Genomic DNA, 14634 nt, shown 5'->3' with positions numbered 1-14634 from the left:
CCGTGGAAGTGGCGGAGTAGGGGCGCCCGGCCCCGGCCGCCATGTTGCCGGGCGTCCCCAAACCCGCCGAGGACTGACCCTGCTGCCAGTGCCTGGGACTGTATACCGTGGGCGGCGAAGGTGGTAAAGCGTATCACGCTGCTGTAACCGGGCAGTCGGCCGCCAGCTTGACCCAAAAAGCAAAAGGGCGCCATCCTCGCGAGGATGGCGCCCTTTTGCGTGCGGTTATTCCGGTTTAGCTGGCCACGATGAGCTTCTGGCCCGGCTTCACCTCGTCCGATTTGAGGTGATTCAGCTTGCGCAGCTGCTCCACCGTCAGGCCCTGATAGCGGCGCGAAATGTTGTAGAGCGTGTCGCCGGGCTGCACCACGTGCACGCGCTGCTGCACCGGCAGCGGCAGCTTCCGGCCGTCGGGCTTGGCAGCGCGGGCGGTGGCTTTTTCCGGGGCGGCTGGCTTTTCGTCCTCACTGGCCGCAGCCTCGGCCTCGGTCGGCGGCGTCAGGCGCAGCTTTTGGCCCGACGCTACCACTTCCGATTTGAGGTTGTTCCAGGCCACCAGCTGTTCCACCGATACACCCCGCTCCCGGGCCAGCTTGGTCAGGTAGTCACCCTTGCGGATGACGTACTCGGTAGCAGCGTCCTGCTGAGCTTGAACCGTGTTTGGGGCGCTGGCAATAGTAGTTGGTTCCGGCGCGGCTGGCGTCTCGGGCTCGGGGGCTTTCGTGGCTTCCTTGGCCGGCGCGGCCGCTACCGGGCGGGTCGGGCGGACCGATTTGCGCATTTCCGCTGCCGGGGTAGGGGCCGGAGCGGCTGCGGCTACCGTTTCGGGTTCCGATTCGGTCGGCTCCGGCTTGCTCACCGGGCGCACCGGCTGCTTGGTCACTTTCACGCCCATTTCGGCCGGGGTGCGCGGGGCCGCTGCTACGGCCGGGGCGGCGGTGGGCCGCACAGCCACGTTGTTCGGCGCCGGGGCATCATCCTTGGCCGGCAGGAATACCACCAGCTGCTGCTTGGGCTTCAGGGCCCGGCCCTTGGTCAGGTTGTTCCAGCGCCGCAGCTGCGTCTGCGACACCCCGTACCACTCCGCCAGCTCGGCCAGCGTCTGTCCGCGCTTCACGGTGTGCACCTTGCGGCGGGTGCGCGGGGCTTCGGCCGGCGCCGCGGCCACGGCGGTGGTCGAGGAGCGGCGGCTTTCCGTAGCCGCCATCAGGGCCGTGGGGAAGGGCTCTACGCCCTCCAGCCGGGGCGGCAGCGGGGCAATAGGCGTCGGCAGGGCCGACTGCGGCAGGCAGTAGGTGAATAAGGTGCTGCGGTCGACTTCCTGCAGCACGGGGCGCAGGCTGGCCGGAAACTGCACCGCGTAGCTGCGGTAGCCCAGCGGCAGGTAGCTGCGCTTCAGCTCGGGGTTGTAGCGCCCAATGGCGGCCGAATCAAGCCCCAGGGCCTGGCTCAGGCGCATCATGTCGAAGGGCTGCCCGTTGAGCCGCAGCGTATCCATGGGCTGGGCGTACTGGTACTTCAGGTCCGGGGAGTGCAGCTGGTGCTGCTGGGCGTACTTCATGGCGTACATGATGGCCGTGAAGCTGGGCACGTAGTTGCGTGTCTCCTTGGGCATGTAAGGGTACATGTCCCAGAAATTGCGCTTGCCCGATTTGCGCATTACCCGCTGAATGTTGCCCGCGCCCCAGTTGTAGGCGGCCAGCACCAGCTCCCAGTCGTGAAACACGCCGTAGAGGTAGCGCAGGTGCTTGCAGGCGGCTTCGGTGGCCTTTTCCGGGTCCATCCGCTCGTCCACCCACTCGTCGCGGCGCAGGCGCAAATCACCCGCCGTGGGGCCCATAAACTGCCACAGCCCGGTGGCGCCCACCCGCGACTTGGCCGTCGGAATCAGCGCTGACTCCACCACGGCCAGGTATTTCAGGTCGGGCGGCAGGTTGTACTTGGTCAGGTACTTCTCGAACAGCGGGAAGTACAGGTTTTCGCGCTCCAGCACCCGCTGCATGTAGTGGCGGTTGCGCAGCGTGAAGTAGTTGATGTGGGCCAGCACCGTGTTGTTCATGGCGTGCGGCACCTCGGTATCGAAGCAGCCCACCCGGTCACAAATCAGGTCCCGGGCTTCGGGCGGGGCCTGCAGCCAGGCCAGGCGCACCGAGTCAATCTGCACCGGTTCGGCTACCAGGGAATCGGGCTGCAGCTCCAGCCGCACGCGCACCGTGTCCGGCTCGCCCGCGCCGGCCTCCGGCAATACCACGGGTGGGTCCACGATTTGGGCCGCCGCGGGGCGGGCAAAGGCGGTGGCCAGCAACAGTAGAGCGGAGGCGCGGAGCGTTTTTTTCATCGACTTTCGGAGCTACTTCCCAACAGGCATCAGAAATACTCTTCAGTATCGTCTGATGATTCATTCACAGCCTCTTTACTTGCCAGATTTACCGATTCGGTCAGGTGCTTGGCAAAGGCCAGCATGTCGGCTTCGCGGAACGCACCGCTGAGCACCTGCAAGCCAATAGGCAGCCCCTGCGCATCGTGGCCGACGGGGACCGAAATGGCCGGTACGCCCGCCAACGAGGCCTGAACTGTAAAGATATCAGCAAGATACATGGCCAGCGCGTCTTTCGTATTCTCCCCGATGCGGAAAGCCGTAGTCGGCGCCGTGGGCAGAATCAGAAAATCGTACTGGCGCAGCAGCTCGTCGGTCTGCTCCTTGATAAGCCGCCGCACGCGCTGGGCCTTGGTGTAGTAGGCGTCGTAGTAGTCGGCCGACAGCACGAAGGTGCCCAGCAGAATGCGCCGCTGCACCTCCTGGCCGAAGCCCTGGCTGCGCGACTTCTTGTAGAGCGACTCCAGGTCGGTGGCGTCGGGGGCGCGGTAGCCGTACTTCACCCCGTCGTAACGGCCCAGGTTGGAGGAGGCCTCCGCCGTGGTCAGGATGTAGTAGGAGGGCACGATGTAGTCGAGGTAGGGGAAGTCCACCGCGTCGACCACGTGACCCTGCCCGCGCAGCAGCTCGATGGTCGTTTCCATGGCCTGCTTGATGTCGGGGGCGAGGCCGGGGCGTTCCACCGTGTCGCGGATGTAGCCCACGCGGTAGTGCGCCTTGGGCTCCAGCAGCTGCGAGTAGGCCGGCACCGGCTCATGGCTCACCGTCGAGTCGAACTCGTCGGGCCCGGCCATTACTTCCAGCAGCAGCGCGGCATCCTCCACCGAGCGGGTAATCGGCCCGATCTGGTCGAACGACGAAGCGTAGGCAATCAGCCCGTAGCGCGACACGCGCGAGTAGGTCGGCTTCAACCCGACTACGCCGCAGAAAGCCGCCGGCTGGCGCACCGAGCCGCCCGTGTCGGAGCCGATGGAAGCCAGGCACATATCGGCCTGCACGGCCACGGCCGAGCCGCCGGAGGAGCCGCCCGGCACGCGCTCCGGGTCGATTTCGTTGCGCGCCGGTCCGAAGTAGGACGTCTCGTTCGAGGCGCCCATGGCAAACTCGTCGCAGTTTTGCCGCCCGATCAGGATGGCATCCTCGTCGAGCAGCCGCTGCACGGCCGTGCCGGTAAACAAGGACTTAAACCCGTCGAGAATGTGCGAGCTGGACTGCAGGGCGTGGTCCTTGTAGGCCAGCACGTCCTTCAGCCCGATAACCATGCCGGCCAGCTTGCCGGCCGTACCGGCCGCCAGCTTGGCGTCAACGGCCTCGGCCTGCTGCCGGGCTTCGTCGGCCCACACTTCCAGGAAAGCGTTCAGCTGGCCGTTTTTCTTCTCGATGTTGTCCAGGTAATACTCAACGAGCTGACGGCAGGTAGTGGTACCGGCGGTCAGCTCGTGACGAACTTCCGTGAGGGAGTTAAAGCGTTTCATGCGGGTCTGAGGCCAATCGGCCGGCTCGGCGCGGCTGGGTTGGGGTGAAAAGGCTAGGCCGCCGCGGGGTGCGCGGCGGCCGGAAGAGCAAGGTACAAAAAGGCCGGGTTAGACGGGCTTAACCGACGTGTTCGATTCGTGGGGTAGGCCAGCGGGCGTCACGGTGGGCTGCTCCGGGGCCGGTACACCGGCGGTCTGGGGTGCCGCTTCGGGCTGGTCGAGGCCGGTGGGCTGGTAGGCTACCGGGGCCGTCGGGGTGGGCGGCGCGGGCTGGTAGCCGGGCTGCTGGTAGTTGTTCTGCGGCTGAAAGCCCGGCTGGCCGGCGCTTTCGATTTCGCTGCGAATCTCGCGGGAGGCGTCCTTGAACTCGCGGATGCCCTTGCCCAGGCCGCGGGCCAGCTCCGGAATCTTGTTAGCGCCGAAGAAGATCAGGATGACGACCATGATCAGCAGCATTTCGCTGCCGCCGATGTCGCCGAGGAAAAGCAAGAGGGGTGTTTGCATGACCAACGAAAGCTTAGGCGGTTAGGGGCGCGGCTGGTTCGGGTCGCGGTACTCGGGCTTGTTGTCCTTAGAAGCGTCCTTGAACTCGCGCATGCCCTGGCCCAGACCTTTGAAAAGCTCCGGAATGCGCTTGGCGCCGAACAGCAGGATGATGATGAACACAATCAGCAGAATTTCGGTCGTACCGAAGTTGCCAATCAGGAAAAGCGAATTGAGCATGGGAGTCCGCGGTGGGGTGTTTGAGTCTACTGCAGGCTTACGGGTAGGCCGGCCGTAGGGATTGTAAAGGTACCCGATTATTTCCAAACAGTGGTTTGGGCGCTTGGTTCCCAACTCCCGGAATATCATATTCAGCGAGGATTCAGCCGCGTTCGTCCCGTTCGCCGTACTATTGGGCGCGCATGTTGAATTTCTGCCTTCCCGGGCGGCAACCTTTGCGTCTCTGTACCGGCAGGGAACTTAGCTTAACAATTCCGTTCCACGCATCCCTCACCACCAACGCTGCGGCTATGACAACCCTTCGTGCTATGTACTCAACGGCTCCTTCCGAGGCAGATGCTGCCCCGAGAGCCGAGGAACTGCGCCTGGAAAATCTGCGGGCTTACCGCATTCTGGACACCCCGCCCGAAGAAGCCTTCGACGGGCTGGCGCGCCTGGGAGCCTTTATCTGCGGCACGCCCATTTCCATGGTCAACCTGCTCGATGCGGAGCGGGTATTTACCAAAGCCCAGGTAGGCGTGCCCGGCGTGCAGAACCTGCCCCGCGAAACCGTGTTCTGCCACCACACGCTGTTCAACGACGATATCCTGGAAGTGGAAGACGCTTCGCTGGACCCCCTGTTCCGGCAGACGCCGCTGGTGGCCAGCGCGCCGAACATCCGCTACTACGTGGGGGCCCCGCTGGTGTCGCCGGAGGGCTACCCGCTGGGCACCATGTGCGCCCTCGACGTGAAGCCCCACCGCCTCAACGAAGCCCAGCGCGACGCCCTGCGCACCCTGGCCCGCGAGGTAGTGTCGCACCTGGAGCTGCGCCGGGCCCGCCTGCAGCTGGAGCAGGAGCGCGTGAAGCTCGACGGGCTGCTGCGCATGGCCAACGACAAAGCCGTGTCGTTGTACTCAGCCGAGCAGCGGGAGGAAATCTTCGTGAAGCAGGACCACAAGCTGATCCGGCTGAACACGGCCAACATTTCCTACCTCGAAGCCTTGGGCGACTACGTCAACATTCACGTGGGCAACGAGCGGTACACGGTGTACACCACCATGAAGGACATGCTCACCCGCCTGCCCTCCCGCGACTTCGTGCGCGTACACCGCAAATACATCGTGCGCATCAGCAGCATCGTCGCCATCGACGGCGATTCGCTGGTAGTCGACGGCGGCCGGGCTTCGTCGGTGCCTATCGGCAACTCCTACAAGGCTGACCTGATGAGCCGACTGAACCTGGTGTGATTCCCGGTCTGGGAACCACTGCCGGAATAGTATTTGGCCGCTTTGGTCGACAAAATCGGCAAGTTGGACGAAAACCCTACCACCAAAATCCGTCAGACCTCGTATCTTTCGGATGTTATCGGGGGATTAATCCTTTGGCGAGTGGGCTTAGGCCCTGCCAAGGAGGGATTAACTGATAGCTAAGTTTGTTTTCATAGCTCAGAAAGGCACCGTACGCTGTACGGTGTTTTTTTATTTCTGCCTGGTCCGAAATTGGCAGTACCCGTGTAACTACAGCTATTTGCGCCCCAGCCACTGCTCCGGGTTGAGGTTGGTGCTGTTGCGCCAAACCTGGAACTGCAGCTCCGTGGTGCCCTCCGGATTGGTGTACACCGTGCCGATGGGCTGGCGCATCTTCACCATTTGCCCCTCGCTCACGCTCACGGTGCGCAGCTTGGCGTACACCGTGAAGTACTCCCCGTGCTGCACCATCACCACGTTGTTCATGCCGGCAATGTTGGCCACGGTCAGCACCTTGCCGTCGAAGATGGCGCGGGCGGGTTCCCCGGCTCCGGTCTGAATGTCCACGCCGCGGTTATCCACCGTCACGTGCTTGAGCACGGGGTGGGGGTGCCGTCCAAAGCGTTGTGACACGAAGCCCTTGGCCACTGGCCAGAGCAGCTTGCCGCGGTTTTCGGCGAAGGACGACGACAGCTCGGCCGTTTCGGGCGTGAGCGTAACGCGGTCGACGCGGGTAGTGGCTTCTTCGGCGGCCACGGCGGCTTCGGCGGCCTGCGCCGTTGCGGTGGCTTCGCGGTTGGCAGTGGCCTGCTCGGCCGCGGTGGCGTTGGCCCGTTCGGCAGCAGCGGCCCGCTCGGCGGCGGCTTTGGCGGCGGCTTTAGCCGCGGCCGCTTTGGCGGCGGCCTTCGCGGCGGCTACGCGGGCGGCGCGGGCAATTTCCTCGCGCACGCGCTGGGCAATAAGGTTGTCGAGCTGCCGCACGGCCTGCTGGCGCGCGGCCAGCTCCTGCTGCAGCTGCTGCTCCTGCTTGCTGAGCTGCTGCACCACCTGGTCCTGCTGGGTGCGCATGGTCTGCAGGCTGCGGCTTTCCTTCACCTGCGTAGTCAGCAGGGTGCTTTTCTCCTGCTTCTGCTCGGTGAGGGAGCTGAGCTGCTGGTTGAGCCGCTGCTGGGTGCGCAGAATGCTGCTCACTTGCTGACGGCGCACTTCGGCGTACTGGCGCACGTAGCGCAGGCGCAGCATAAACTCGTTGAACGACTCGGCCGCAAACAGGAACATGATGCGGTTGTAGGAGCTGGTCGTCTTCGAAGAGGCGTAAATCAGCTTGGCGTACTCCGCCTTCAACCGGGCCAGTTCGGCCTGGGAAAGCTGCACGTCGGTGGTCGTCTGCTTAACGCCCGTCTCGATGTAGCGCAGCTCCGAGGAGGTCGACTTGATGACCTGCTGCTGCACCGTAATCTTCTCTTTCAAGGCGTTGAGCTGGCCCAGGGTGCTCTGCTTTTTCTGCTGGGTTTGCTCCAGAATCTTGCTGGTTTCCTGGATGCGGCGCAGGTTGTTGCGCCGCTCCCGTTCCAGCTGGGCCTTGGTTTTGGGCGCTTGCTTGGCCGGCGCGCGGCGGCGCTGCTGAGCCGGCGCCGCCGTGAGGGCCAGCAGCAGCACGCCCGCCAGCAACCAGCGCCCGGTCTTACTTACGCTTGTTACGCCCATATTCGGCCGGCACGGAGAAGGGAAAGGACAGCTTCTCCTTGTCCAAATCTACGTTGCGGTAGCTGATGGTGACGGTGGCCGGCTGCCGCCCGGGCTGCTGGGCCTGCACCAGAATGCCGTGCGCGAAAGGCTGGGCGCTGGGCTGCAGGGGCTGAAAATCGGCGTACGTCACCGTCAGGGTGCTCTGCGACTTGGGGTCGGCCACGTTCAGCTTCTGCAGGCGTGCCCGGCTTAGCTCAATGAGCTGCTCCACCAGGATGCCCGCCTGCTGATACTTCACCGTCTGCGTCGGGCCCTCTGAGGTCACGCTCAAAGCCGTATCAGCGGGAGCAGGTACGTAGTCCCCAATCAGCATGGACTGCAGCTGCAGGAAGGTAATGGGCACGTTGAACTGCCGCCGCAGGTAGTCAAAGTTGCCGGCGTAGTAGGTCTTTTCCAGCTTGTTGATGACCTGCACCGAGTCGGGCGTGATGCGCGCCCGCACACCCTCGATGCCCAGCAACGAGGCCGATACCCAGATGACGCTGTCCTTACGCATACGCACGGCCAGGTTGGCCGAGTATTTCTCGCCGTTGGCGTCAATCTGGGCTTTGCCCTTGGCGGCGAGGTAGCGGAAATCCAGGTTTTTGGCGCGTACCTCCGGGGCCGGTGGGCGCACTGGTATAGTCGTCGTTTTCGTCGGAACGGCGCGGCGGTTACAGGCACCCAGGCTCAGGCTGCCGATGAGCACCAGCAGCAGCGGCCAGTGTCTATTCATAGAGTTTTCGGTCTTTGATTTTGCGGTCGAGCAGCGCGGAGGTGCCGCCGGCCTTTTTGGCCTGCTGCCACCGCTCTACGGCCGCTGGCGCGTCGCCCAACTGGTACAACACGTCGCCGTAGTGCTCCAGGACGGTTCCGTCCTTGCTGGTACGTACGGCTTTTTCCAGGTATTGGCGGGCGCCCGAGTAATCTTTTAGCTGATAGAGCACCCAGGCGTAGGTGTCGAGGTAGGTGTCGTTTTCGGGAAACAGCTTGACAAGCTTGCCGGCCATTTCCTTGGCCCGCGGCAGGTTTTTGCCCCGTAACGACAGGTAGTAGCTGTAATTGTTCAACGCCTGCGCGTTGTTGGCGTCGAAGGTCAGCGCGGCCTCGTAGGCGGCATCCGACTTATCAAACTCCTTCAACTCGTGGTAGGCGTCGCCCAGCTGGGTGTCAAACTGCGCGGCCAGCTCCGGGTCGGTGCTGGTGAGCTTCTTGCCCTGCTCGAAGGAGCGCACGGCCTTTTGCGGCTGCTTGGCAAACATGTGCCCCACGCCGTTGTAAAACCAGAACGAAGCCTGGTTCGGGAACAGCTCCAGGGCTTGGTCGGTGTGCCGGAGCAGGGAATCGGACTGGGCCAGCTCCGCGTCGATGAGCACCACCTGCTGCCAGATTTTGTAGTGCGAGTTGTCGAGGTGCAGGGCGCGCAGGTAATTCTCGCGGGCTTTGGGCTTCTGCTCCGACAGCAGCTGCACGTCGCCAGCCACCGAGTAGGCCTTGGCTTCCTTCGGGTGCACGCGGGTAGTAATGTCGGCCAGCTCCAGGGCGGTGTGCTGCACGGCCGGGTTGGGCAGCTGCTTGAGGTAGTCGACCAGGATGCGCACTTTCTGGTCGATGCTCAGCGCCGGGCTTTCGAAGGCCTGCTTGATCTGCTTTTCCGACTCCGTGGCGTTGCCCTGCTGCCGGTAAGCGTCGGCCAGAATCATGTGGGCCTGCGGATTGTCGGGCTCCTTGCGCAGGGCCTGCTGGGCCACCCGAATGGCGTCGGGCAGGCGGTTGTTGGCCGCGTACATTTCGGCCTGGGCCAGCACGTAGCGCACCTCGTCGGGGTTGGCCGAAATCAGTGCCTCGCCTTCCAGCAGAGCCTTGTCGAGGTTGTTCTGCTTGAGGTAAATCTGCTGCTTCTTGAACGACACCTCGTCCATCGGCCCGAATTCCTTCTCGGCCTGCTCGAAGGCGCCGAGGGCGTCGGTGAGCTTGCCCTGGGCCAGGTATAGCTCGGCCAAGTTGAAGAGGTAGGACTTGGAATCCGGAACGTCCTGAATCAGCTTGGTGTACACCTGCGCGGCCTCGGAGTACTGCTTCTGCGAAGCGTAAATCTGGGCCAGAATCAGGTAGTAGTAGGGGTTTTTGCCATCGAGGCGCACGGCGGCCTGGGCGAAGTTGGCCGCGTCCTTGAGGTTGCCGATGAGCAGGTTGTTTTCGGCAATCTTGTAGTTGATGGCCGCGTTGTTCGGGTCGAGCTGGTAGGCTTTCAGCAGCCGCTCCTGGGCTTTGGGGTAGTCCTCCAGCAGCATGAACTTCACCCCGTCGACGAAGTAGGCGGCGCTCAGCTCCCGGTCTTTCTCGGTCAGCTGGCTTTGCTGCTGGCTTTTGGCAGCTTCAAGGGCGGCCTGCCGCTGCATTTCTTTCTTCTCCCGGCGCGTGAGCTTGCGCGGCTTCTCCGGCTGGTCGGTCTTCTTGACCGGCGCCGGGGCCGCGGGCTGCTGGGCATACGCCGGCCCGCCAACGAGCAGACCAAGCGCGAGCAGGAGGGTAGAAGCAGGACGAATCATACGGACAAGACGCGGCGGAAAGAAAAAGGGTGGCATCAGGCGGCAGCCGCATCCGAACAAAAGATACGGCATAACCCTGAAACCACCCTTTGCGCCCTACAGTTTCAAGGCGTTATAATCGCCCACGCTCAGATCGGACGGCGTGCCGGTAAAGCTGGCGTGCGAGCCAATCATGGAGTTCGTGACGTTGGCGTTGGTGACCGTGGCCGACTTCTGAATGATGCTGTTGGCCACCACCGAGTGCTTCACTGTGGAGCCGTCGCCCACCGACACGTGCGGGCCGATGATGCTGTTTTCCAGGGTCACGTTCTCGCCGATGTACACCGGCGGCACGATGATGGAGTTGGTCAGCTTGGCCGATTTCGACACGGTGTCCTCACCGGCTTCCTGCAGGTACTCCAGGTAGCGCTGGTTGGTGTACACGGTGGCGTCCTTGTTGCCGCAGTCCAGCCACTCGGTCACGCGGCCCGGGATAAACTTGGCGCCCTGGTTTTTCATGTTTTCCAGGGCATTGGTGAGCTGGTACTCGCCTTTGTCCTTGATGTCGTTGTCGAGCAGGTACTGCAGTTCGCGCTTGAGGTATTCCCCGTCGCGGAAGTAGTAGATGCCGATAATGGCGAGGTCCGACACGAACTCCTGGGGCTTCTCAATCAGCTCCGTAATCTGGCCTTCCTCGTTCAGCTTCACCACGCCGAAGGGGCGCGGGTCGTCCACGCGCTGCACCCAGATGGTGCCGTCGGCGGAGGTGTCGAGGGTGAAATCGGCTTTGAACAGGGTATCGGCGAAGGCCACGACCACCGGGCCGGTCAGCGCGCTTTGAGCGGCCAGAATGGCGTGGGCGGTGCCCAGCGGCTCGTCCTGGTAATGAATAGTGCCCTGGGCGCCTACCGATTCGGCAATTTTGACCAGGCTCTGCTCGACTTCCTTGCCGAAGCGGCCGACGATAAAGGCCACTTCCGACACCGGCTCGCCGACCACCTTGGCAATATCTTCAACGAGGCGCTGCACGATGGGCTTCCCGGCAATGGGAATCAGCGGCTTGGGTACGGTGAGCGTGTGCGGGCGCATGCGCTTGCCCATGCCGGCCATCGGGACGATGATTTTCATACGGGTGATTTGGGAAAATTTGGTTTTGGGGGCGTATACGTAGGCGCAAGGCCAACCGCTGCGCAAAGTTGCGGCGCAGAGTTAACGGATTTTACTGATTTCGCAGAATTTTTTGGACCGCAGAAGGATAGGGGTTTTGAAGTGTAGGAGGGTGTGCGGGTAGGAGGGTAGGAGTTGATTTTGGCGGGCTTTCTATGCAGCAACGAGTTACGGCCGGGCACCGGGCCGCACGTCATGTACCCTCCTGCTTGCCCTGAAACTCTTTCCTAAACTCAAAACCATTTAACTCCTAAACTCCTACCCCCACGCCCTCATACCCTACCTTGTGCCCGTGCTGCCGTAGCCGCCGGCGCCGCGGCCGGTTTCGCTCAGCTCGGCCACCTGCTGCCACTGCACCGTCTCGTGGCGGGCGAAGACGAGCTGGGCAATCCGCTCCCCGTCCTGCACCACGAAGGGCTCATTCGACAGATTCACCAGCAGCACCTTCACCTCGCCTCGGTAGTCGGCGTCGATGGTGCCGGGGCTGTTGACGATGCCGATGCCGTGCTTGTAGGCCAGGCCGCTGCGGGGGCGCACCTGAGCCTCGTAGCCGGGCGGAATTTCCAGGTACAGGCCCGTTGGGATGAGGGCGCGCTCCAGCGGGGCCAGCGTGACGGCCGCGTCGAGGTTGGCCCGCACGTCGAGGCCGGCGGCGTGCTCGGTCTGGTAGGCGGGCAGCGGGTGGTGGGAGCGGTTGATGACGGCGACTTGCATAGGGGTCGGATGATTCGGGGAAGAAAAGGCTAGGCGGCGGCGCGGAAAGCCCGCGCGGGCCGTTCCACCAGCCAGATAGCGGCTATGAAAGCCAACGTCAGGCCCAGGTGCAGGGCGTAGTCGGTCCACTGACCCATGGAGGGCAGCCAGCGGCCCAGGGTTACTAAGGCTACGGCGGCGGCCAGCCAGGCCAGCAGCCGGCCTACGGGGTAGGGTACGGGGAAGTGTTGGTTGCCCAGCGCCCAGCATACCGCGGCCATCAGGGCGTAGCACACCAGCGTGGCAATGGCCGAGCCCATGTAGCCCAGCACCGGAATGAGCAGAAAGTTCAGGGCAATGGTCAGCACCGCCCCGCCGAAGCTGATATAGGTGCCGAAGTAGGTCTTGTCGGTGAGCTTGAACCACACCGAGAGGTTGTAGTACACGCCCAGAAACAGGTTGGCCAGCAGCAGCACCGGCACCACCGGCAGCCCCTCCAGGTACTCCGGCCGCTTCAGAAACAGCGGAGCAATCCAGTCCAGGTTCAAGCTCACGCCCACGAACAGCACGGCGCAGCACAGGGTAAACCACTTCAGCACCAGCGCGAAGGTGCGGGGCGAGTTTTTCTCGCCGCTTTGGGCGAAGAAGAACGGCTCGGCGGCGTAGCGGAAGGCCTGAATGACCAGGCTCATCAGGATGCTGAGCTTGTAGCAGGCCCCGTAGATGCCCACCGCCGCTAGGTTGCTGCGGCCGGGGTAGAAGCCCTCGGGCAGCCACTTCGGCAGCAGAATACGGTCCAGCGTCTCGTTGACCATGCCCGCCAACCCCATCAGCATAATGGGGTAGGCGTACTGCCACAGCGGCCGCAGCGGCTCCAGGTTCAGGCGCGGGCGGAAATCCAGCAGCTCCCGGCCCAGCAGCAGCAGCGTAAAAGCGCTGGCCGCCAGGTTCGACAAGAACACGTAGCCCACGCCCAGCGTCGGGTCGTACACGCGCTGCACCAGCGGCTGCAGCCCGGTCAGGTACTTGCCAGCCAGCACGTCGGGGCAGAGCACGATGAAGAACAGGTTCAGCGCGACGTAGAGCAGGATGTTTGCCAACCGGATGCTGGCAAACTTGACGGCTTTGTTTTCCAGCCGCAGCCGGGCAAACGGAATGGCCGCCACCGCGTCGAGGCCCAGAATCAGGGCAATCCAGATGGCGTACCGCTCGTTGCCGGGCGGCAAGTCAATCAGGCTCAGCAGCGGCCCGGCCAGTGCCGACAGCAACGCCGTCAGCACCACGCTGCTGAGGATAATGAGCGTCAGCACCCGGTTGTAGAGGTCCTGGCGGTCGGTGCCGGCGCGGTTGGCGAAGCGGAAATACGCCGTTTCCATGCCGTAGGTAAACAGCACGTTCAGAAACGACACGTAGGCGTACAGCCCCGTCACGATGCCGTAGGCCGCCGCCGCAAACCGCCCGGTATAGAGCGGCACCAGCAGGAAGTTGAGCACCCGCCCCACGATGCTGCTCACGCCGTACACGACGGTCTGGGAAGCCAGACGCTTGGCTATGCTCATTTAATTCAATTAAGAATTATCAATTAAAAATTAAAAATGAACCTTCCGCGCCTGGAAGCCCAATTGGCGGACACCCATGGTCCAGCTCATTTTTAATTTTTAATTCTCAATTTTTAATTCCGCCCTAGCGGCCCGTAAACGTCGCCGGGCGCTTTTCCAGGAAGGCCTGGGTGCCTTCGCGGAAGTCGTCGGAGGCAAAGCAGCGGGCGAAGGCGTTGGCCTCGGCCTGGTAGCCGTTGCGCTCCTTGTCGAAATAGGCGTTGACGCTGTCGATAACCAGGCCCACGGCCAGCGGGGCCTTGGTGAGGATGCGGCTGAGCAGGGCGCGGGTGAAGTCGAGCAGCTCGGCCTGGGGCACCACGTGGTTGACCAGGCCCAGGCGCAGAGCCTCGTCGGCCTTCACCAAATCGGCCGTCATCAGCAGCTCCAGGGCTTTGCCCTTGCCCACCAGCTGCGTCAGGCGCTGGGTGCCGCCGTAGCCCGGAATCAGGCCCAGGTTCACCTCGGGCTGGCCGAAGCGGGCGTTGTCGGCGGCCACGCGGAAGTGGCAGGCCATGGCCAGCTCGCAGCCGCCGCCCAGGGCAAAGCCGTTGACGGCCGCAATAACCGGCTTGGTGCTTTCCTCAATCGTGCAGAAGACTTCCTGCCCGCGCTCGGCCGCCCGGCGGCCCCGGTTTTCGTCCAGCGCCGCCAGCTCCGAAATATCGGCCCCGGCCACAAAGGCCTTGTCGCCCGCCCCGGTGAGGATGATGCCGTGCACTTGCGGGTTATCCAGGGCCAGCTGCATGGTCTGGCCCAGCTCCTCAATGGTCGCCGCGTTGAGGGCGTTGAGCTTGCTGGGACGGTTCAGGGTAATGGTCAGAATGCCGTTTTCGGCCAGGTCCAGGGCCAGGTTTTCGAGGGTTGGTAGCATGGTTCGGAGGGAATGTGCGGATACTGCTTGGCGGGCAAAGATAGAGACAATGCGCACCCACCGTCCAGCAGCTTCGGCGAGGCTGGCCGGTCGTCCGGCCAGTCAGCGGCGTGGTTGGTCGAACATAAGCAGGAAGAAATATACCGCCGGCCAAATTTGTACCCAAGAGGCCCAACCGGCATCCCCACGGCTGAAAGCTTGCCTGAAATGGCAGACTTCATATATTCAGCCCCAACGCT

At 63.3% G+C, this 14634-nt stretch carries 12 protein-coding genes; 1 reads left to right on the top strand and 11 read right to left on the bottom strand.

Going from position 1 to position 14634, the window contains the following annotated elements; all coding sequences use genetic code 11:
* Positions 1-235 precede the first annotated feature (235 nt).
* From EJV47_RS12180 to tatA (EJV47_RS12165), 4 genes are all read right to left on the bottom strand, one after another.
* Positions 236-2338, bottom strand: coding sequence for a LysM peptidoglycan-binding domain-containing protein (locus tag EJV47_RS12180; protein WP_126693434.1), 2103 nt, complete (start codon positions 2336-2338; stop codon positions 236-238).
* 29 nt (positions 2339-2367) lie between these two features.
* A complete protein-coding gene (gene gatA, locus EJV47_RS12175) occupies positions 2368-3852 on the bottom strand; it encodes an Asp-tRNA(Asn)/Glu-tRNA(Gln) amidotransferase subunit GatA (protein WP_126693433.1) in 1485 nt (494 codons plus the stop codon).
* Between the two features lie 108 nt (positions 3853-3960).
* Entirely contained in the window at positions 3961-4356 is a 396-nt protein-coding gene (gene tatA, locus EJV47_RS29040) for a Sec-independent protein translocase subunit TatA/TatB (RefSeq protein ID WP_126693432.1), read from the bottom strand.
* 21 nt (positions 4357-4377) lie between these two features.
* A complete protein-coding gene (tatA, locus tag EJV47_RS12165; protein ID WP_126693431.1) occupies positions 4378-4575 on the bottom strand; it encodes a twin-arginine translocase TatA/TatE family subunit in 198 nt (65 codons plus the stop codon).
* Positions 4576-4865: 290 nt separating this feature from the next.
* On the opposite strand from tatA (EJV47_RS12165), the gene EJV47_RS12160 reads away from it, so the two are divergent.
* Positions 4866-5804, top strand: a complete 939-nt coding sequence (locus EJV47_RS12160; protein WP_165903723.1) for a GAF domain-containing DNA-binding protein — start codon at positions 4866-4868, stop codon at positions 5802-5804.
* A 276-nt stretch (positions 5805-6080) separates the two neighbouring features.
* Here the strand turns inward: EJV47_RS12160 and EJV47_RS12155 are convergent, their stop codons facing one another.
* The 7 genes from EJV47_RS12155 to EJV47_RS12125 all read right to left on the bottom strand — a co-directional run bounded on the left by EJV47_RS12155 (position 6081) and on the right by EJV47_RS12125 (position 14395).
* Entirely contained in the window at positions 6081-7511 is a 1431-nt protein-coding gene (locus EJV47_RS12155) for a murein hydrolase activator EnvC family protein (RefSeq protein WP_126693429.1), read from the bottom strand.
* Positions 7489-8268 (bottom strand): lipoprotein insertase outer membrane protein LolB1, encoded by a 780-nt coding sequence (lolB1, locus tag EJV47_RS12150; RefSeq protein ID WP_126693428.1) that lies wholly within the window; start codon positions 8266-8268, stop codon positions 7489-7491. The genes EJV47_RS12155 and lolB1 overlap by 23 nt, the downstream gene beginning before the upstream one ends.
* Positions 8261-10084, bottom strand: coding sequence for a tetratricopeptide repeat protein (locus EJV47_RS12145; RefSeq protein ID WP_243651130.1), 1824 nt, complete (start codon positions 10082-10084; stop codon positions 8261-8263). The genes lolB1 and EJV47_RS12145 overlap by 8 nt, the downstream gene beginning before the upstream one ends.
* A 96-nt stretch (positions 10085-10180) precedes the next feature.
* Positions 10181-11191, bottom strand: coding sequence for a sugar phosphate nucleotidyltransferase (locus EJV47_RS12140; RefSeq protein WP_126693426.1), 1011 nt, complete (start codon positions 11189-11191; stop codon positions 10181-10183).
* Between the two features lie 318 nt (positions 11192-11509).
* Positions 11510-11944 (bottom strand): dUTP diphosphatase, encoded by a 435-nt coding sequence (gene dut / locus EJV47_RS12135; protein WP_126693425.1) that lies wholly within the window; start codon positions 11942-11944, stop codon positions 11510-11512.
* Between the two features lie 29 nt (positions 11945-11973).
* Positions 11974-13482 carry a lipopolysaccharide biosynthesis protein gene (locus EJV47_RS12130; RefSeq protein WP_126693424.1) on the bottom strand — a complete coding sequence of 503 codons (1509 nt, stop codon included), beginning with the start codon at positions 13480-13482 and terminating at the stop codon, positions 11974-11976.
* A 124-nt stretch (positions 13483-13606) separates the two neighbouring features.
* Positions 13607-14395, bottom strand: coding sequence for an enoyl-CoA hydratase/isomerase family protein (locus EJV47_RS12125; protein WP_126693423.1), 789 nt, complete (start codon positions 14393-14395; stop codon positions 13607-13609).
* Positions 14396-14634 lie beyond the last annotated feature (239 nt).

The organism is Hymenobacter gummosus (assembly GCF_003970915.1).
GTDB lineage: Bacteria > Bacteroidota > Bacteroidia > Cytophagales > Hymenobacteraceae > Solirubrum > Solirubrum gummosum.
The sequence above is the reverse complement of the archived record's forward strand: the minus strand, read 5'-3'. Positions and strand labels throughout refer to the sequence as shown.

Coding starts and splice junctions, on each gene's coding strand:
- EJV47_RS12180 (WP_126693434.1), bottom strand. CDS start 2,338: ATGAAAAAAACGCTCCGCGCCTCCGCTCTACTGTTGCTGGCCACCGCC.
- gatA (WP_126693433.1), bottom strand. CDS start 3,852: ATGAAACGCTTTAACTCCCTCACGGAAGTTCGTCACGAGCTGACCGCC.
- tatA (WP_126693432.1), bottom strand. CDS start 4,356: ATGCAAACACCCCTCTTGCTTTTCCTCGGCGACATCGGCGGCAGCGAA.
- tatA (WP_126693431.1), bottom strand. CDS start 4,575: ATGCTCAATTCGCTTTTCCTGATTGGCAACTTCGGTACGACCGAAATT.
- EJV47_RS12160 (WP_165903723.1), top strand. CDS start 4,866: ATGACAACCCTTCGTGCTATGTACTCAACGGCTCCTTCCGAGGCAGAT.
- EJV47_RS12155 (WP_126693429.1), bottom strand. CDS start 7,511: ATGGGCGTAACAAGCGTAAGTAAGACCGGGCGCTGGTTGCTGGCGGGC.
- lolB1 (WP_126693428.1), bottom strand. CDS start 8,268: ATGAATAGACACTGGCCGCTGCTGCTGGTGCTCATCGGCAGCCTGAGC.
- EJV47_RS12145 (WP_243651130.1), bottom strand. CDS start 10,084: ATGATTCGTCCTGCTTCTACCCTCCTGCTCGCGCTTGGTCTGCTCGTT.
- EJV47_RS12140 (WP_126693426.1), bottom strand. CDS start 11,191: ATGAAAATCATCGTCCCGATGGCCGGCATGGGCAAGCGCATGCGCCCG.
- dut (WP_126693425.1), bottom strand. CDS start 11,944: ATGCAAGTCGCCGTCATCAACCGCTCCCACCACCCGCTGCCCGCCTAC.
- EJV47_RS12130 (WP_126693424.1), bottom strand. CDS start 13,482: ATGAGCATAGCCAAGCGTCTGGCTTCCCAGACCGTCGTGTACGGCGTG.
- EJV47_RS12125 (WP_126693423.1), bottom strand. CDS start 14,395: ATGCTACCAACCCTCGAAAACCTGGCCCTGGACCTGGCCGAAAACGGC.